This window comes from Desulfosporosinus orientis DSM 765 (assembly GCF_000235605.1).
Taxonomy (GTDB): domain Bacteria; phylum Bacillota; class Desulfitobacteriia; order Desulfitobacteriales; family Desulfitobacteriaceae; genus Desulfosporosinus; species Desulfosporosinus orientis.
Map to the genome: position 1 here is coordinate 4086171 of NC_016584.1, position 18949 is coordinate 4105119.

The 18949-nt window shown below is 46.9% G+C and carries 19 protein-coding genes; 2 read left to right on the plus strand and 17 right to left on the minus strand.

All coding sequences use genetic code 11. The annotated features are described in order from the left end of the window. Positions 1–9: 9 nt before the first annotated feature. On the minus strand, positions 10–558 hold the full coding sequence (locus tag DESOR_RS19070; RefSeq protein WP_014186221.1) for a helix-turn-helix domain-containing protein: 549 nt from the start codon (positions 556–558) through the stop codon (positions 10–12). A 103-nt stretch (positions 559–661) separates the two neighbouring features. On the opposite strand from DESOR_RS19070, the gene DESOR_RS29030 reads away from it, so the two are divergent. Then, the gene (locus tag DESOR_RS29030; RefSeq protein WP_148265298.1) at positions 662–940 is read left to right on the plus strand and encodes a hypothetical protein; all 279 of its coding nucleotides are present in this window, start codon (positions 662–664) and stop codon (positions 938–940) included. A gap of 183 nt (positions 941–1123) precedes the next feature. Here the strand turns inward: DESOR_RS29030 and DESOR_RS19075 are convergent, their stop codons facing one another. The 8 genes from DESOR_RS19075 to hypD all read right to left on the minus strand — a co-directional run bounded on the left by DESOR_RS19075 (position 1124) and on the right by hypD (position 10494). Further along, entirely contained in the window at positions 1124–1627 is a 504-nt protein-coding gene (locus DESOR_RS19075) for a GDYXXLXY domain-containing protein (RefSeq protein WP_014186222.1), read from the minus strand. After that, positions 1624–2688, minus strand: a complete 1065-nt coding sequence (locus DESOR_RS19080) for a DUF2157 domain-containing protein (RefSeq protein WP_014186223.1) — start codon at positions 2686–2688, stop codon at positions 1624–1626. The genes DESOR_RS19075 and DESOR_RS19080 overlap by 4 nt, the downstream gene beginning before the upstream one ends. A 91-nt stretch (positions 2689–2779) precedes the next feature. Further along, the gene (locus tag DESOR_RS19085; protein WP_014186224.1) at positions 2780–4285 is read right to left on the minus strand and encodes a hypothetical protein; all 1506 of its coding nucleotides are present in this window, start codon (positions 4283–4285) and stop codon (positions 2780–2782) included. Further along, on the minus strand, positions 4278–5672 hold the full coding sequence (locus DESOR_RS19090) for a sensor histidine kinase (RefSeq protein ID WP_014186225.1): 1395 nt from the start codon (positions 5670–5672) through the stop codon (positions 4278–4280). The genes DESOR_RS19085 and DESOR_RS19090 overlap by 8 nt, the downstream gene beginning before the upstream one ends. A 1-nt stretch (position 5673) precedes the next feature. Next, positions 5674–6372 carry a response regulator transcription factor gene (locus tag DESOR_RS19095; RefSeq protein WP_014186226.1) on the minus strand — a complete coding sequence of 233 codons (699 nt, stop codon included), beginning with the start codon at positions 6370–6372 and terminating at the stop codon, positions 5674–5676. Between the two features lie 101 nt (positions 6373–6473). After that, positions 6474–7619: a polysaccharide deacetylase family protein gene (locus DESOR_RS19100; RefSeq protein ID WP_014186227.1), complete on the minus strand. Its 1146-nt coding sequence runs from the start codon at positions 7617–7619 to the stop codon at positions 6474–6476. 257 nt (positions 7620–7876) lie between these two features. Further along, complete coding sequence (locus tag DESOR_RS29475) at positions 7877–8038, minus strand: hypothetical protein (RefSeq protein ID WP_014186228.1); 162 nt, start codon at positions 8036–8038, stop codon at positions 7877–7879. A gap of 98 nt (positions 8039–8136) precedes the next feature. Further along, positions 8137–10494, minus strand: coding sequence for a trans-4-hydroxy-L-proline dehydratase (gene hypD / locus DESOR_RS19105; RefSeq protein ID WP_014186229.1), 2358 nt, complete (start codon positions 10492–10494; stop codon positions 8137–8139). A 101-nt stretch (positions 10495–10595) separates the two neighbouring features. On the opposite strand from hypD, the gene DESOR_RS19110 reads away from it, so the two are divergent. Continuing rightward, positions 10596–11150 carry a DUF6143 family protein gene (locus DESOR_RS19110; RefSeq protein WP_014186230.1) on the plus strand — a complete coding sequence of 185 codons (555 nt, stop codon included), beginning with the start codon at positions 10596–10598 and terminating at the stop codon, positions 11148–11150. A 21-nt stretch (positions 11151–11171) separates the two neighbouring features. Here DESOR_RS19110 and DESOR_RS19115 read toward each other — a convergent pair whose 3' ends face one another. The 8 genes from DESOR_RS19115 to DESOR_RS19155 form a co-directional block, all read right to left on the minus strand. Further along, on the minus strand, positions 11172–12098 hold the full coding sequence (locus DESOR_RS19115; protein WP_042331428.1) for a glycyl-radical enzyme activating protein: 927 nt from the start codon (positions 12096–12098) through the stop codon (positions 11172–11174). Positions 12099–12256: 158 nt separating this feature from the next. Then, positions 12257–13888, minus strand: a complete 1632-nt coding sequence (pruA, locus tag DESOR_RS19120; protein ID WP_014186232.1) for an L-glutamate gamma-semialdehyde dehydrogenase — start codon at positions 13886–13888, stop codon at positions 12257–12259. A gap of 28 nt (positions 13889–13916) precedes the next feature. Then, on the minus strand, positions 13917–15065 hold the full coding sequence (locus tag DESOR_RS19125; protein ID WP_014186233.1) for an NAD(P)/FAD-dependent oxidoreductase: 1149 nt from the start codon (positions 15063–15065) through the stop codon (positions 13917–13919). Position 15066: 1 nt separating this feature from the next. After that, positions 15067–15336, minus strand: coding sequence for a (2Fe-2S)-binding protein (locus DESOR_RS19130; protein WP_014186234.1), 270 nt, complete (start codon positions 15334–15336; stop codon positions 15067–15069). Further along, entirely contained in the window at positions 15326–15829 is a 504-nt protein-coding gene (locus DESOR_RS19135; RefSeq protein ID WP_014186235.1) for a 4Fe-4S dicluster domain-containing protein, read from the minus strand. The genes DESOR_RS19130 and DESOR_RS19135 overlap by 11 nt, the downstream gene beginning before the upstream one ends. After that, positions 15823–16917 carry an NAD(P)/FAD-dependent oxidoreductase gene (locus tag DESOR_RS19140; RefSeq protein ID WP_014186236.1) on the minus strand — a complete coding sequence of 365 codons (1095 nt, stop codon included), beginning with the start codon at positions 16915–16917 and terminating at the stop codon, positions 15823–15825. The genes DESOR_RS19135 and DESOR_RS19140 overlap by 7 nt, the downstream gene beginning before the upstream one ends. Beyond that, positions 16914–17219: a (2Fe-2S)-binding protein gene (locus DESOR_RS19145; RefSeq protein WP_014186237.1), complete on the minus strand. Its 306-nt coding sequence runs from the start codon at positions 17217–17219 to the stop codon at positions 16914–16916. The genes DESOR_RS19140 and DESOR_RS19145 overlap by 4 nt, the downstream gene beginning before the upstream one ends. 1015 nt (positions 17220–18234) lie before the next feature. Beyond that, complete coding sequence (locus DESOR_RS19155; RefSeq protein WP_014186239.1) at positions 18235–18942, minus strand: ABC transporter ATP-binding protein; 708 nt, start codon at positions 18940–18942, stop codon at positions 18235–18237. Positions 18943–18949 lie beyond the last annotated feature (7 nt).

Genomic DNA, 18949 nt, shown 5'->3' on the forward strand with positions numbered 1-18949 from the left:
CATTCTCAATTACTCATGAAATATGACAGGGGTAAGGACAGCAATCATATGAACGGGTTCGTCAGTTCGGTTATGCCAGGTATGATTTAAGGTTGATGGAAAATGAATGGTATCCCCTTCACTCATTTCGTATTCTTTATCCCCCACCATCATTTGTACCGTCCCTTTTAATATGTAGTAGAACTCTTCCCCCGGATGATTAAAGACGATATCCTGTCCTTGCTGGGGGGAGAGGACTATGTGAATGGGCTCTAATACTTTTCCCGCAAAGTTCCCTCCTAAGCGGGAAAATACAGAATTCGACCGCTCGATCTGAAAAGGCTTACGTTCAGCAACGGGGGTATAAAAACTACTGGTAACTGTGGTTTCGAAAAAGGAAGACATTGAAACATTAAAGACATTGGCGATCTTCTGCAGTGAGGTTATAGCCAGGGAACTATTTCCTCTTTCTACCTGAGAAAGAAAGCTGATGGATAATCCGGTTTTCTCACTTAATTCCTTGAGAGTCATATTCATGTTGATCCGTAAGCTGCGAATTCGTTCATAAACGCTTTCCATAATCTACCTCAATCTAAATAATTTAAGTTATATGAAATAATATTATAGTAATACTGAAATGTCTAGACTTTTTGAAAAATAATACAGTATTTCTAGTTATACGATGGCTTGTTTGAAGCTGGATGTTCAGCCTCAAATCGGGAGAACCATAGCATCCGGGTCGGGCACCTTCGCCACATCCTGCAAGAAAGTTAATTCGTGCGAAGACAGTGTCTTCGGTACCCAGCATTCCGAGGCTCGCCCACTCGCGGCTGCGGGAGCTACGCCAAACCTCCGGGTAGTACCTGATGTTAACCATGGCTCCGCATTCCCCGCAGCCGCAAGTGGGCTTTTACCGCCTCTCTATGCCATGGGTTCACTCCTGTGGGCGAAGCTGCCCTGACTCTTGGGTCGACGGGGGCTTGGATGCATGGGTTTGAGTCTTTGTTTATGATGGGCTATAAGATGAGCTTTTTCAGAATAACCTTGATGCCCCTGCCGCGGCATCTGCGAAAAACAAAAAGAACAAACCGCACCTCTTGAGATACAGTTTGTTCTTTTTAACGAAAATTAATTATACAAAATCCTAACGGGATTCTATTCCTGTCAGAACTCCATAACCGCCTAGTACTTTAACCCTGCCTACCAGTCCGCCTTTGAAGGATTCCTCTTCTAATTCTTTGCCGCTGCCTTGTTCCACGAAGTATTTATCCAGGCTATAGTCCACTCGATAAGAATCCGTATCCGTGAAGGAATTTTGGAATTTACTTTTCAAATAGATTCCTGAGTCCGGTTTGTTTTCACTGACCTGATCAACGACATAATACTTGCCTTCTTGTTTAAGGCTTACATATAAGGTTTTGTTGAGAAGTTTATCGATATTGGCCGGCACTTTTGACTTGGGCACATCGGTAATGGCGAAATTGACAGCAACGTAGTCTCCTCGAAAAAGATCCGTGGGATCGTAAGCTTTTGTCTCCAGAAGAATTTCCTGGCCCCAAAGAAGGGTTGCTTGGGGTTTGACGGCCATTGCCGCTAGAATCAATAAGGGGATGGTAACGGCTAATATAAAGGTTTTGCCTTTGCTCATGCTAAGGTCCCCCCCTTTGTTTTCATTCGTTCAAAATAGAAACCAAAGGCTAGGAGAAGCAGTCCCCCGACAATAAAAAACAGGGATTTCGGCAAAAAGGCGAAGGTATCCGTATAGTAGCGAAAGATTGTGATGCAGACAAAGATAAGGCTAATTAAACTGCCCATTCTAATTAAGAAAAAGAGCAGGGCGACAAATGCCAAGGCAAAGAGGACGCTTACCAAGCGTGTGGATTGACTGTTCACTAAAACATCCCATATATTCGGGATGGTCAGGATCACACCGCATACCCCGAAAAGGATGTTGCCTTGGACACGGAAAATATCCCGCTCAAAGCTGTGCTTTGCTCCATACATGATTAGGCCTATTAAGAAAAAGAGCCCGGCAGTATATAGACCCTTAACTTCATAATGTTCAGTTAATAGAAAAATAAAACTTAAACCGGTAAGGTTCGCGAAAAACAGGAGCAGCCTTGATTTATGAAAATAGTAAACCCCTAAATAGAGAATGGGAACGCCTGCCCAGCCTGCATAGGGGAAGGACTGGTCAAAGGAACTGAAAAGATAAGCCATAAACAAGATGTTGCCGAACAGCATGAGATATGGATCCTTCTGCTGGAGAGCCATAGGGAGGACGCCTAAGGACCAGAGAAGAAAGGCTGTGGCAAAGTCTCCTCCAAAATTGTACATCTGTCCGATCAAAAAGATACCCGCTCCATAAACCAGAGTACCCAGGTAAATCAAACTCCTGCCTGTCCTGGGATTCTTGTCAGACAGCTTATACCCGGCAAAATTGGTTCCGACATATACTCCGAAAATAATGAGCAGCTTGAAGGCATGACTGATTCCATCCCAGTTGCTGGCAATAAAGCTCAATATCCCCAAGCCCACTAAAATTGCCCCAATGGTTACCACAACCCGAATAAAACTCGGGCCGCTCTTAACATCATAAGTCTCTAAAATATTTGCCTTTTGTGCCCCTGTGATCAGGCCGGAATCTTCATAATAGTCCAGTTCCTTGCGGACTAAGGAGAAGTTTGCTTTGGCAATTTCCCGTTTCAACCAATTCCCCTCCTTTTCTCTGCTTTCAGTTATGCATATTCTCAACATCTATTTTTAGTTGTTTTATGAATAATTTATCCTTGGCAATCCGCTATGGTACTATATTATTGCTGACTTCCGCACCATTGGCCAAAAATGCCTTTTCCCAATTATCCACGTATGATCCTGTAGCCCATTCGGCCATAATGACTGAGGTTCCAGGCTCCAGATCGATTTTTGCCAGGGCTTCGCTGACTAATTGCCCCCCATTGATAGCATAAACCAGCAGCTTGGTCTTGGTTATAACCAAGGCCATATTTCTGTTCGGCGATGTAAAGGCATCCACAGCATCGGGAACACGGTCTTTAATATACTGCCAGCTCAGACACAAAGTATCATAGGCTATTAATTTTGCGGGAGGAACCAAATTCACATTAAAATCCATATGACTGAAATCATCAGCATCCTGATAACGATAATTAATTCTGCCTCTAAGATACCAATGCCCGTTTTTGCGAATTAAGCCAAAATTCTCCTGGATATCCTGATCATCGATGGAAGTGACATTCGTGTTATGGCTTAAAGCCCTGCCGGCCTGATCCCTGGCATTACTAAAAGCAGCCAGTCCGATTTCCCCTAAGAGATCGGACGCTTTGATTCCTTCGGAAGCAGAAATTTTATCAACGGGCAACACCTGCAGGCGAAGGCCATTCAGATCATTTTCCACGGCCACATAATCATTGCCCACATAATCAATGACTTTTTTTCCTGCTTCTATCTTAACATCTCCTCTGCTTAATGTCATAGTCTTTAGCTGGGTATCCTGAACCTTTGTGGAAACATCATGAGCCGATAACCCGTCCCCTTCCTTCTGACCTTCTTGACCACTGCCAGTCTGAAGTTCCCAAAAGCCGCTGCGCCGGGGGAAGAAAATATTTTTATCTTTTAAAATCGGGTGCAGCTCCTGATCATCCACAGCCAGCCAAAGTGTCTGGTAGTCAAAATCCCCAAGTTCCGCCTTTTCATTGCTATTGGCATGGGAGTCCTTTGCTATCTTTAACCCTAACAAGACGCCGGATGACCCAGGATAGCTCTGCTGACTGGCTGGCACGTCATTTAGCTTAGCTCCGGCTAAGGAACTGTCCACTTGATCAGAAACCTTCTCCAGGTACAAAACATTGTTTTGGACAAAAGCTAATAAACGATGCTCATCAATTTTCATAAATTCACCCAGGAAGTTTTCAGCCGAGGACACTGTAAGGACTTCAACCTCTTTACCATCCGGCATTAACTGACTGGGCAAATTAACATATTTGCTCATCAAATAACTGGCAGTATCTACTTTTTTGATTTTAAAAACCGGATTCCTCCAGACATGATCACCCACGACGGCTACTTCCGTGGTAAATTGAATAATCTGGCCATCCCAGCTGGGATTATCCCCTTCATACATGCCGATTGTTTGCAGGTTTTGACTAACTTGCCACTGACCCTCTAAGGGACAAGTATTATGAACCGGCGGGATAATCTTACCGGCAGTCGTCCAGGAAGGACCGGCACACCCACTTAGCAAAATAAGGAAAAGTCCAACCAGCAGAATCTTACCGACCCTAATCATAGATCTTCTCCCCTCTTGGCAGGGTAATAAACACCTTTGTTCCTTGATTGACTTCACTGGCAATCTCCAGCTTGCCGCCCATAAGATTGACAATCTCCTGACAGATGGATAAGCCTATACCATTTTTCGAGCGTGAACTTTTTCCTTTATAGAATTTTTCTTTAACCATGGAGAGTTCTTCCGGAGCAATGCCGCAGCCCGTATCAATGATGGTAAAGAGAAAATTCTCGTTCTGAACCTCTGCGGAAAAGTCGACTTGCCCTCCGGCACTGGTAAAGTTAAAGGCATTATCCAAAATATTAATAAATACCTGCTTGAGCCTGTTGTTATCCGAGTAAAATTTCGGCAAATTCTCAGGGTAGCGCACGGTTAAGTTAATATTCTCCCGCACTGCTCTGGGGGTCAATTGTTTCTGCAAATGCACCATAAGGGAGATCAAATTGATTTCTTCTTTTTGCAGCTTTACCCGATCGGAGACAAACTCGGAAAAGTCCAGCAGTTCTTCCACCATTAAAGTAAGTCGTTCACTTTCTTTGGCGATAATGCCTAAACCATCAGCCAGCATTTCTTTTTGTTGGAATTGTTCATTTTGCAAAGTAATCGCCCAACCCATAATTGAAGTCAAGGGCGTTCTCAGCTCATGAGAAACGGATGAGATGAAATCGTTCTTAAGCTGCTCCTTTTTAACGATTTCATCAGCCATAAAATTTAAGGTGTCGGATAACTTGCCTATCTCATCTTCATGAGTTTTTTGGCTGCGGGCTTGAAAGTTGCCGGCAGCCATTTCTTGAGCCGCTTCTGTAACTGCTTTCAACGGCACAATAATGGTATTGGCCAGAACAATACTAATTAACCCGGCAATAATAATCACTGCCAGACCAATGGCAATAAAAATGTAGGCTGTATTTTGAATATCCTGATCCACTGCCTTTAAGGACGTAATGAAGCGCAAAGCTCCAACTGTTTCATCATTAGCTTTCAGAGGATAAGCCACAGCCATTATCTTTTGCTCATTTAGTTGCCCAATCCATTGTCCCATTTTGCCAGCTAACGCTTCTTTAATATCATTCGCCGGCGCATTTCCCGGGGGGATAACGCCCAGGGAATCCATGACGATATTACCGTTCTTGTCAACTATTTCCACTTCAGCGTTGCTTTGATTCCAAAAAGCGTCCACATTATATAAGACATTTTCCTCAAGAGAGGTGTCGGAAAAATACTTAGCATATAAATCCGCTGAAATCTTAATTTGGTTGGTGAGACTGCCTTCCAGACTGCCATAATAGTTTTGGCGCACAGTATAAATGAGAAGAACTTCGAGAATCGTCACGGTAATAATAATGATAATCATAAAATTGGCCGTCAGCCTGCCTCGAATTCCTTTCATGCTATGATTCCTGCTGCCAGCGATAGCCGGAACCCCAGATGGTCTTAATATATTTCGGCTGCGAAGGCTCGTCCTCAATTTTTTCCCGTAAGCGCCTAATGTGGACATCCAAGGTTTTGGTATCTCCAAAATAATCATCACCCCAAACAGTATTCAGCATTTCTTCCCGTTTGAGTGCCCTCCCAGGATTTTTCATAAATACTTTCAGTAAAGCAAACTCAATGGGAGTCAGCTCTACTTCTTGGTCATTTTTATAAAGTTTATTAGCTGTAATATCCAGGCTTAAATCCCCGCATTTGTACACTTCTTTGCTGACTCTAATATTCATCCCCCGCCGCAGGATGGCTTTAATTCGAGCTATTAATTCCAAGGGGTTAAAAGGTTTGACCATGTAATCATCGGCCCCTAATTCCAGTCCCAAAATTTTATCTGTATCCTGACCTTTGGCCGTGAGCATAATCACGAAGGTTTCGGGAATGGTTTCCCTGATTTGCTGGCAAACTTCCAAGCCGCTGATTCCCGGCAGCATCAGGTCCAGCACAACAACTTTGGGAACAAAGGTCTTCAGCATAGCCAGGGCATCTTCACCAGTGGCCGTATCACTCACCAAGTAACCGGCTGCGCTTAAATTAAGGGTAATAAAGCGCCGGATAGATTCTTCATCTTCCACGACCAGCACTTTCACTTTTTCATCATTCATCTGACCACTCCGTCGAATAGTATTTTGCAAGGGCTCGTTAATACTATTCTAAACTATTTTCTAGGAAAATGAGCGAATCCCAGCAATTTTTCATAATTATCTTATTGGGTTAACCCTGCAGGAAAAACAACCGGCCTAACATGGGGATCCAGTACCCCAAAGGAGAAGCCTTGGTCTTTTAGAATTTTAATAATCTTAGGCAGTGCTTCAATGGTTGTATCCTTGCCTGCCAGATCATGCAGCAAGATGACCACTCGTTCCTTCCCTTGAATTTGTTCTTCCACTTGCTGCACCAGCTGGTCTGCCGGCATTAAATGAACTCTGGTATCTCCCGGATCAACATTCCAGTCCTCCATCAAGTAACCCTCGGCGTCAACAGCATTAAAATAGTTGATATTGAAATGTCCCACGGTTCCGCCAGGCGCACGAACTATTTGCGGCCTTATGCCAATGGTCTGATAGAATATTTCCTCAGCTTTTTTGACGTCGGCCAAAAAGTCCTGAGGACTCATGTAAACTTCAGCCATGTTATGGGAATAGGTATGATTGCCTATGGCATGATTCTGTTCATACTCAGCTTTGAGCAAATCAGGGTAAAGCTCCGCTTGCTTGCCCAGGTCAAAAAAAGTGGCGCGGACATTTTCCTCAGCTAAAATAGCAAGGATTTTAGGGGTTGTACTGGGATAAGGACCGTCATCAAAGGTTAAGTAAGCCATCTTGCCCTCTTCAGGATTGAAGCGCCGCTCCCGCATAGCCAGCCCCGGGGCTGTGGGCGGGTTGCCTGCTTCATCATAGTAGGGATGAACAGGGGTATCAGGAGTACCTGGCAAAGGGGTTGGAGCTAATTCTTCAGGCTGTGTATTTGCGGCAATAACCTTCGAGGGTGATTCGGAATTGACAGGATTCTGATCTAAAACTTCCTCTGATGGTTCCGTCCCAGGCTGAGGTTCCACAGCTGGGGAAACCACTTCTTCAGCTTCTGCTGGGGGAAGGCTGTCCGCCACTTGAGCAGGAGCCGGCTCTTCCGGATAGTCCTGGGAGAGAGGCTGAGAATCCAGGGAGACAGAAGAGGGTTCAACTCTCTCTCCAGCCTTATCCCCCGCTGGGGAATCCTTCAGCTGAACCGCTGTTCTCTCATTTGTTTGGGTTGCCTTGCTCCAATGGGGAAACATACCTACTCCTATTACTGTGAAAACTAAAAAGCAGACTAGAAATATTACGCTGCCTAAAATTTTTATTTTGGACATGTTTCTCCCTTCCTCTCTCTCCATCTTGTCCATGTCAAATTAAAATCGCTCTCTCGCGTTACTTCTACAATACACTAAATCTGGCCAGGGTTTTTTACAGAGATATTAATAATAGTTACAAAAAAGTTAAAAGTTTAAATGAGGCCATGCAATGGGTTCGCTCGTGTGGACGAAGTTGCCCTTGCTTTCGGGTCCACGGATTCTTTTTGATGCGTAGTCTTGGGTCTTTTTCAGAGCAGTGCTAAAAGCCCGTCTCCTTAAGGAAACGGGCTTTTAGCACTGCTTTTGATAATATTAATAAACACCTCAAGTTTTAGTTTTGCTATAACTGCAAGGGCTATTCTTCCCAAATCCCCGGAAGGAGCCCCCCTGGGTTCCAGGTCAAATTCGTCAGCGCTGACGAATTTGGATATCCTCATAATGCTGCCGACCTGCTGGCCTTTCTCCTGCTTATTTCAGGATATGCGGCCAGTCCTAAGCATGTGAGGAATACCTCATTTAAACTGACTGCAGCCCCTTAAAACCCCGTATGCTCTGTCCTGTTGATAATCTCCTCCTGCAGGGCTTCACTCAGATCACAGAAATAATCACTGTAACCTGCCACCCGCACAATCAAATCCCGGTACTTTTCCGGTTCAGCCTGAGCGGCCCGCAGGGTCTTGGCGCTGACAACGTTAAACTGAATATGATGTCCTCCCAGTTTGAAATAGGAGCGGACCAGCTGAGCCAGTTTATCCAGGCCCTCTTCCCCCTCCAGGACTTGAGGGGTGAACTTCATGTTCAGCAAGGTCCCTCCTGTCCGGGAATGATCCAGCTTGGCGGCGGATTTAATCACCGCCGTAGGGCCCAAAAGGTCCATTCCCTGAACAGGAGATATGCCTTCCGAGAGGGGTTCCCCGGCTCTCCGCCCCTCAGCCGAGGCCCCCATTACTGAGCCAAAATAAACATGGCAGGTGGTAGGCAGCATATTGACCCGGTAAAAACCGCTTTTAGTATTGGGCCGGCCATTGACCTCAGCATAGTAGGCATTGAAAATCTCCGCCATGATCTCATCGGCGAAGTCATGATCATTACCGAAGTGGGGCGTTTTATTAATGAGGAGCTGGCGCACCGCTTCCTGCCCGGAAAAATCCGAGTCCAAGGCCTTAAGGAGCTGGTCCATCCCCAGTCGTTTCTCCGTAAAGACATGATATTTAATACTGCTTAAACTATCCGTCAGACTCCCTAAGCCCACCCCCTGAACATAGCTGGTGTTGTAGCGGGCGCCGCCGGCGTTGTAATCCTGGCCTTTAGCAATACAGTCATCAATTAAGAGAGAAAGGAAAGGCGCCGGCATGTAAGCAGCATAAAGGCGTTCAATAATATTGCTGCCTTTAATCTTTATGTCCATGAAGTAATGAACCTGCTCCTTAAATGCTGCAAAGAGCTCCTCAAAGGATTGGAATGTCCGGGGATCTCCTGTTTTAATCCCCAGCTGCTGCCCGGTCCGGGGATCTAAGCCATCATGAAGCACTAATTCGAGAATTTTCGGCAGGTTAAAATACCCTGTTAAAATATAGCTTTCTTTGCCAAAGGCCCCAGTCTCCACACAGCCGCTGGTCCCACCCTGCCGGGCATCCTCAATGGATTTCCCCTGGCGCAGGAGCTCTTCCACCACCGTGTCGGCATTAAAGACGGAGGGCTGGCCCCAGCCTTTGCGAATAATTCGCGCCGCCCGCTTCAGGAAGCGATCCGGATTTTTCTTGCTCAGCTGAATGTTGGAGCTGGGCTGCAAAAGCCGCATTTCATCGATAACATCTAAGACAAGATAGGTAACATCGTTGACCCCGTCAGCCCCATTGGCCTGCAGGCCGCCGCTGTTGATATTGGCAAAATCCGTATAGGTTCCGCTTTCCGCAGCTGTGACCCCTACTTTAGGCGGGGCAGGCTGGTTATTGAATTTCACCCAAAAGCACTGGAGGAGTTCTCGGGCCTGCTCCTCATCTAAAGTCCCCTCAGCCAGACCTTTTTTATAGAAAGGATACAAATGCTGGTCCAGTCGTCCTGGACTAAAAGCATCCCAGGTATTCAGTTCAATGATCACTCCTAAATGGACAAACCAATAGGCCTGCAGCGCTTCCCAGAAATCCCGGGGAGGGTTGGCCGGGACATGAGTGCAGACGTCAGCAATCCTCTCCAGTTCTTTCCGTCGGGCCTCGTCAGTTTCAGCCTGAGCCAGCTCCCGGGCTTTCTCGGCGTGCCGCTGGGCAAAACGGATGATAGCCTGAGCACAAATGGCCATGGCTTTTAACTCTTCCTGCTTTTCATAGGCTTCCCTATCCAGCAGGTAATCCAGCTTATCTAAATGCTCCTGGATTTTAGCCAGCAGATCTAGGAAGCCCAGGCGATATATTTTATCGTCCAGCACCGTGTGCCCAGGTGCTCTCTGTTCCATGAACTCAGTAAAGATTCCGGCATCATAGGCTGCTTTCCACTCTGGAGACATTTCCACAAAGATCATATCCCGCATGGAGTTGCCCTGCCAATAAGGGATAATCTTATCTGCATAAGCCCTGCGAATTTCCGGGCTGACTTTGAAAGCGATTTTAGGGCGGGAATTTAGAATATCCAAGTCCTCCAAACTATGGCAGCAGAGTTCCGGGTAAGTATAGGTAGCCTTGGGAGCCGGTCCTCGCTCTCCTACAATTAACTCTCCCTCGTTAATACAGATTTCTTTATGTTCCAACATATATTTAAAGGCTAAAGCCCGCTGAACAGGAACTGAAGTTTTTCCTGACGAACGGTAGAATTCTGTCATCAGCTCCGCTCTTTCCCCTGAGATATAGGCTTCCGTCTCCAGGCTGTTTTGCCTAAGCTTAGTTACTCGATCATTCATACTATCTTCACTCCTTTGTTTATAGGGACAACACAATAGAACCTATGTAAACCAAGCCCAATATAATATATCAAAATAATAAGCTGAAAGAGGTATGTACCATGCTGAATCTTTGGGACACCATTTGCCTCCCGAAAAAATTGTTAGAAGTTGTCAGTATTCCCAATACCCTTTATAAATCTCAACAAGGCAAATATTTTGTCGGCCAGACAGAATCATTAATCTTCAGCAATACAACTAACGCTTGGGGAGGATTGTTCAATCCCACTGACTCAGGTGTCAATCTGTTTGCCAACGTCTATACCATTTCCAACTTTTCCAACGCTCCCATCTTAGCCCAATTGTGGTTCAATACCACTCCGCCCGGCACAGGCAGCAAATCAACAAAATTCAGCCCTTCTGACACAGCTCTGCTCAAACCCCCTGTTCCCAAGGTGGAAATTCGTTATCAGGAAAATGTCAGTGATGTTCCCAGCGGCGGAGTCAATGTTTTCGACCGGATCGTTCCCCCGGGCACAACCCTGGTCAGTGAAGAAGACGGAAAATTGATTTTCCCTTCAGGAGGCAACTTGGTTCTCTTTTTATCCGCCCTGGAGCCGGCTATTGATTCCTACGAAGCTCTTATCGCCTTTGGCTGGTGGGAAGATAAAAAGTAAACCTTAGCGCCCTAATCCGGATTATCCTCCGATGCTAACCTTCAAACCATACTGCTCCAGCCTCTTCTTTATCTCTGCCATATAATCATCACCGGGAGGCTGGAGATCCAACAACGGATAGTCAAGCCCCAAGCGCCGGTATTTTTCCACACCTGCCTGATGGTAAGGGAGACAATGAACTTCCTGAATACTCTTTAAGGACTTTACAAACTCCCCTAATTGATCCAGACCAGCCTCCTCATCATTCATACCGGGAATTACTGCCAGCCTAAGGATGACATTGGCATGGTTTTCGGCCAGCCAAGTTAAGTTGGCTAGAATAAGTTCATTGGGAACTCCCGTTAACTCCTGATGTTTCCGGCTGTTCATATGCTTAATGTCAAACAAAAAAAGATCCACATAATCTTTAAGCTTCGCCAAAACTTCAAGTTTAACAAAGCCACAGGTCTCAATAGCCGTGTGGATTTCTTTTTTCCGGCACTCCTTAAGGATTTCCAAAAGAAATTCGGGCTGCATTAAAGCTTCCCCTCCGGAAAAAGTAACCCCTCCTCCGGACTCATCGTAGAAAATGATGTCTTTCTCAATTTCGGTCATAACTTCCTTTACGGACATGGTCTTAGCTACCAGTTCTCTGGCCCCGGCAGGGCATACCAAACTGCATTGTCCGCAGACTGAGCAATTCTCCCTAAAATACCTTAGTTTTTCCTGATGAAAGAGTATTGCTCCCTTAGCGCAGGTTTCCAAACATTGACCGCAGCCAATACACCGTTCAGGCCGGCAGATTAATTCTTGGCCATACTTCTGCCCCTCGGGATTATGACACCAGAGACATTTGAGAGGACATCCCTTAAGAAATACCGTTGTGCGAATACCTGGGCCATCATGGATGGAATATTTCATAATGTTAAAAATCATGCCTGTCAGCAATTTTTCCCACTCCTGCTTCATGGACTAAATTCAGTTTCCATGTAACCATAAATTCTCCGCTCACTTGCCAGTTCCTCCAGCAAAAAACGGCGCAGCGAAACTTTTTCAAGTTTGCTGCCGCCGTTTCCTGTAACTAGACCCTAACTCATCTTAATTATCCTTTAGATTTCTGTGAAATTTCACTTTTCCACCATGTAGGGATAGCTAACTTCGGTGCGTGGAACCAAGGTCTCCTTAATTGTGCGCTGGCTCATCCAGCGGGATAAGTTAACGGCACTGCCGGCTTTGTCATTGGTTCCTGAGCCGCGGCTGCCGCCGAAAGGCTGTTGTCCCACTACTGCACCGGTAGGTTTGTCATTAATATAGAAGTTGCCTGCCGCATGATCCAGGGCTTGGGACATTTTAACAATGGCCGCCCTGTCTTGAGCGAAGATGGAACCTGTCAAGCCATAGACTGTAGAAGTATCACATAACTCTAAGGTTTCTTCGAATTTGTCATTAGGATAGACATAAACCGTCAGCACCGGTCCAAAGATTTCTTCCACCATGGTTTTAAATGTGGGTGTCTTGGCCAGGATAACCGTAGGCTCTACAAAGTAGCCTACTTTGTCCTCCGTGCCGCCGCCAATGATAATTTCACCATCCTCGGATGCTTTGACATAGTCCAGGTAGCTTTGGATATTTTTAAAGGAGTTCTGATCAATCACCGCATTCATAAGATTGCTAAAGTCCCGAACATCCCCCACTTTTATCTTGGCGATTTCTTCTTCCAGACGTACTTTTAATTGGCCCCAGAGGCTTTCGGGAACATAGGCGCGGGATGCCGCAGAACACTTCTGTCCTTGGTATTCGAAAGCACCCAGAATAATGGAACAGGTCAGCGCTTCAATATCTGCCGATTCATGAGCAAAGATAAAGTCTTTGCCGCCGGTCTCACCGACCAGGCGGGGATAAGTGACGTAGTTGGAAATATTGTCACCCACTTGTTTCCAAATACCGTTAAAGACACTGGTTGAACCTGTAAAATGGAATCCTGCCATCTTAGGATGGTTGATGACCACTTTACCAAAGTCAACTCCCCGGCAAGGCACGAAGTTAATGACTCCGGCGGGCAGCCCTGCTTCCATAAGAATTTGCATAACATAGTAGTTGGAAAGTACTGCCGTTGAAGATGGCTTCCATAAAACCGTATTGCCCACCATAGCAGGAGCGGTGGCCAGGTTGCCGCCGATGGCTGTAAAGTTAAAGGGCGTGATGGCCGCTACAAAACCATCTAAAGCACGATATTCAACACGGTTCCAAACCCCGGCAGAGTTGTTGGGCTGCTGTTTGTAAATTTCTTGGACGTAGTATGGATTAAAACGGAGAAAATCTGCTAATTCACAGATAACATCAATTTCTGCTTGAAAAAGGTTTTTGCTTTGACCCAGCATACAAGAAGCGGATAATTTGGCTCTGTACTTACCCGTCAATAAATCGGCAGCCTTCAAGAATATTGTCGCTCTATGCTCCCAAGGCATGTTTTCCCATTCCACTTTGGCTGCTTCAGCTGCTTCGATGGCCATAAGCAGCTCTTTTTCACCCGCTATGGAATATTCGCCAAGCACTGTTTGGTGGTCATGGGGGCAGATCATTTTTCCTTTATGCTCAGTACGATATTCTTTGCCGCCAACAATGATAGGTACCTCAATGGGATTGGCTGTTTGTCTATCCAATTCTGCTTTTAAAGCAAGGCGTTCAGGAGACCCCGGCAGGTAGCTTTTAATTGGTTCATTTTCCGGAACTTTAATTTGAAAATAAGCGTTGTTCATTTCTATTCCTCCAATTTATAAATTGAGATTAGACGACGGCGGACTCCAGGTCCAGCTTGCCGCCGCTGAAACGATCCAGACTAAATCGTTCGATGGGCATGAAACATTCTTGTCCCAATATTTTCTGGACTAACAAGACTGCTGTCTGTGGGGCAACCATGAAACCATGACCACTGAACCCAGCGGCCACCCACATTCCTTTAGCACCGGGAACTTCATCCAAAATCGGATTGGCATCCGGACTCATATCATAGAGACCGGACCATTGACGAACCACACGGAGATTTTTCAGCAAAGGCAACACTGTTGTGGCTTGACGAGCCACATCCTCCAGGAACTGCCAGCTGGATTGAATATTAAAATCTTTAGGTTCATTAGGATCTCCCACACCCATAACAAAACTGCCGTGGGGGGTCTGCTGGCAGTATAAGCGATGATGGAGTGAAATGACCATGGGATCCTGACAAGGCTCCACAGGTTCAGTGACTAAGGCCTGATGACGCTGGGGATAAAGAGGAAGCTTAAAACCAACCATGTCACAAATTTGTCCCGCAGCGTAACCACAGGCATTGATCACTGTTTGGGCAAAGATATCCCCATTCGAAGTCTTAACCCCAGTTACTTTGCCTTTTTCCAGCTTGATACCGGTAACCGAAGTGTAGGTTTCAAACTTCACTCCCAGCCTGGCGGCAGCTTTATAATAAGCATCAACCACATGAAAAGGGTTGGCATGCCCGTCTGAATGGCAGAAAGTGGCTCCGATCAAGCCCTTTGTGTTTAAATGAGGGACAATTTCCAAGGCTTCCTGGGGAGTAATCATTTTCGTGGGAATCCCCAGGCTATGCTGGACGGCAACATTTTTTTTGTATTGCTCCCATTCCTTTTCCGTATAGGAAACCATCAGATAGCCGCCTTGCTTAAATTCAATATCCCGATCATATTCAAGCTCTTCGTTCATACTCTCAAAGCGTTTCACACTGTCTCTGGCCAGTATGGCGTTGGTTTCCGTTCCCCATTGCTGGCGGACTCCAGCCCCACAGCGCCCCGTTGCTCCGGAAGACAGGTATTGTTTTTCAATAACCACTATGTCCTTAACCCCGCGCAGGGCCAGTTCATAGGCAGCTGCACAGCCGGTAATTCCTCCGCCGATGATCACAACATTTGCTATCTTTTGCACTCTACTCACCCTCCGCATATGTGCCCAGCTTAACCGGCTTCACTGTAGGGCGAAAAGTCGGCATTAAAACGTCTCCCACAGGAATGCCATAAAACTTTGCTAATTCTTGGGCAATTAACATCCGACAAGTTCGTCCTTGGCAAGGGCCCATTCCGGCACGCAGCACACGCTTAATCTCATCAATGGTTCGGTACCCTTCCTTGATCAGATCCTGAATTTCGTCCAGGGTAATATCTTCACACCGGCAAATAACCACATCTTTAGTTTCCATGACGGACTCCTCCCAAACGTATACTACGCACTTCCATGGCCAGTTCTTTGGGAACAACTAACCATATTGTGTATGTTTTGTTTTTCTGGCCCCCCGACTGGACTTTATTGACTTTAAAAATCCCCAGTTCTTCCCCGGAGCGGTTTAAGCCCATAACCTCTTCTCCCACTTGCGGGACAGGCAGATATTCGAAAGGAATTCTGACAATGGCTTCCTCATCACTAAAGGAGCCGTCGACTATGAAAATAGCTAATCCCGGACAGCGGCTGAGACAAACACCGCAGCCGTTGCATTTTTCGGGGTCCAGCTTCGGCAAATCGTTAATGTCTGCCATTGGCTGAATTGCCCCTTGTTTGCAGGATTCTGTGCAGGGATTGCAAGGAATCTCCTGGAAGCACTCAATGACGGCAACCGGACCTTTGTTTAAGCGTTCTTGGCTGGGAGAAACAGCCTTTATATCTTCAGTTGTGGGAACTCCCGTCTTCTTTAACATGCCGCCTCCCCCTTTTCCATTAATTTAGCTAATCCGGCAAGGGTCTTTTGTCCCGCGGGACCGGAGCGGAGTTCCCTTAACTCTGCCTGAGCCTCCCTTTGCAGCTTCGGAGCCAGATCCTCACCATAACCAAGGCTGTATGCCGCGCAGATACCTGCTAAGCGGCCTTCCACCATAGCCGAACTGGCTTCTTCAACTCCGCTGACATCCCCAGCAACATAGAGTCCCGGACGAGTGGTTTCCATTGATTCGTTTCTGATAGGAACATGCCCGGAAAGCTCCGGCACATATTTCATCCGGCAGTCGGCTTGGAAACATAGTTCTGTTAAGGGGCTTAAGCCGACAGCCAAGCAGATAACATCCACTTTTAAATCTTGCTCTGTCCCAGATATAGGCTGCCAGTTCTCATCTAGTTGTGAGATAATGGCACCTTCTACAGTATCTGCACCGTAGGCTTCCCGGATAGTATGGGAAGTCAAAATCGGAACTCCCGCACGTCGTACCTTGGAGGCATGAACGAGATAACCGCCTATGGTTGGTGCTGCTTCGATAATCGCTGCTATTTCCACTCCGGCCTGCATTAGTTGATAAGAAACGATTAAGCCGATATTACCTGCACCGACCATCAGCACACGCTGCCCGGGAACAATCCCATGTACATTCATTAAGGTCTGCACTGCTCCGGCCCCGTAAACCCCGGGCAAATCGTTATTGGGAAAAGGAATCATCTTCTCAGAGGCACCCGTAGCAACAATAATTTTGCGAGGATTGATTTTGAGGTGCCTGCCCTGCTGCTCTGCTGTTACTACTCCGTCTTCATAGATTCCTAAAGCTGTTGTATCGTTCCAAACTTCAATTTTAGGATTCTGAGCACATTGTTCGATAAGCAAATTGCCGATTTGGAAGCCCCGGTCCCCGGCATATTGCTTTTTAGAACCAAAGAACTTGTGGGTTTGTTTAACCAGTTGACCGCCAGGTTTCTCATCTCTCTCTACAACAAGCACCTTTGCCCCTAAATCAGCCGCCGCAACGGCAGCACTCAAACCTGCCGGACCGCCGCCAATAATGAGAATCTCTATATCTTTCACTTTAGCTGCCCCTTTCCCTGTTGAGTTTCTACTCGCATGCCGGGCTTAAGCTTTTCCACACAGATTCTCACATTGGGTTCTCCGTCCACCACCATCAGGCAAGAAGAACAATTGCCGATGGCGCAAAAAAGGCCACGGGGGCGATGCCTTGTCTGACTATGTCCTAAAACCCGAACTCCGGCTGCATGCAAGGCTGCTGCAATAGTTTCCCCTTCATGGCCTTTCAGCTCTTGTCCATCAAAGAAAAATGAAATTTCCTCTCCACGCAGGAAGTCTAAAATTGGATGCTCGGTGATTCGCATAAAACACACTCCCCAGTTATGTAGCTTTCTGTCTATTAAAATATGCAATTCTTGTGCCATGTTCCTGGGTGCACACCCATGCGGCCAGCTCAACGCACAATTAAAGGCTAAAAGGGGACGAAGGCTGTGTCCTGGGGCGGGCAGCTTCGACACATCCGCTCACCGCAGCATTCCGAGGCTCGCCCACTCGCGGCCGCAGGAGCTGCGCCAAACCTCCGGGTAATACCTGATGTTAACCAGGCTCCGCATTCCCCGCAGCCGCTTGTGGGCTTTTACCGCCTCTCCATGCAATGGGTTCGCTCCTGTGGACGAAGCCGCCCTGGCTTTCAGGTCCACGGGTCTTTAGATTGTTTTGGGGCTTTAGGGTTGCTTTTTTCAGAGTAGACCCTCATGCCGCTGCCGCAGCACCATCAGATGATGAAAAATGCCAAATACGCTTAAGATCTACGAAGCCTTACCTGAGTCCCCAAAGTTCTGCTTCCACTCCCGACAAACAGGCAGGAGGAGCGCTTGTCTGCTCAGCGGATGCGTCAGTGGAGCCGCGCTAAGGCGATTGCCGACGGTTCGCGTCCCGGTAGCGCGCCGCAGGACTTGTCCATGGATGGACTGATGCCGCGGTGCCAAGGATGGCAAGGAGCGGCACACATGCAGAAATACCCAGAGGTTCGGACACGCTCGCGAACCGTCCAGCGAGCCAGCGGTGGAACTCGCAGATGCGTGCTGAACGACGAAGACACGGTCTTCGCACGGGTTAAACCTTCTTGCAGCACCGTCTTCGCACGAGTTAACATAGCGGAAAAGCACTCCGCCCCAGAGCCAGACATAAGAACCGACCCGCTGTCTACTCAGGAAGCTTTTTTCAGGGTAGCCTTCCATACTGCTGGCGCAGGAGAGTAGTGTAGAAAAGCGCTGATTAATAACAAAAGGAGCGTTTCTCCCAATCTCAGCTGTGCCTGAAATTTGAGGAAACGCTCCTTAATTCATTGGAATGGCCTATATTAGCTTATGTTTTACGTTATTCGCCCAGGTATGCCTTGCGGATATCTTCGTTTTGGGCCAGTTCTCTTGCCGGACCTTCCAGGACGATTTCACCGGTTTCCAAAACATAGGCCCGGTGGGAGATTTCTAAAGCCAAGTGGGCGTTTTGTTCCACCAAGAGGATGGTTGTGCCGGCGGCATTAATATCTTCAATGATGTGGAAAATCTCTTCCACCAGCATAGGGGCTAAACCCATACTGGGTTCATCCAGAATCAGCAGATCCGGTCTAGTCATCAGGGCCCGGCCCATAGCCAGCATTTGCTGTTCTCCGCCGGATAAAGTACCTGCCACCTGTTTAATTCTTTCCTTCAGCCTGGGAAAGTGGTGATAAACGCGGTCGAAATCTTCTTGACCGGGCTTGCCTTTACGGCTGTGAGCACCCATCAGGAGATTCTCATAAACAGACATCTCCGGAAAAACCCGGCGCCCTTCAGGGACGTGGGAAAGGCCCATCTCGACAATTTTGTGAGGGGGCATCCCCTGAATTTGTACATCTTTAAAAGTAATGATACTCTCTTTGCTGGAAGGCTTCAGCAGTCCCGAAATTGTACGCAGGGTCGTACTTTTTCCAGCTCCATTGGCACCAATCAAGGCCACAATTTCACTATTTTTTACTTCCACAGAAATTCCATGTAACGCTTTGATTGAGCCATAGCTCACATCAACCTTTTCTAACTTCAACATGTCTTGG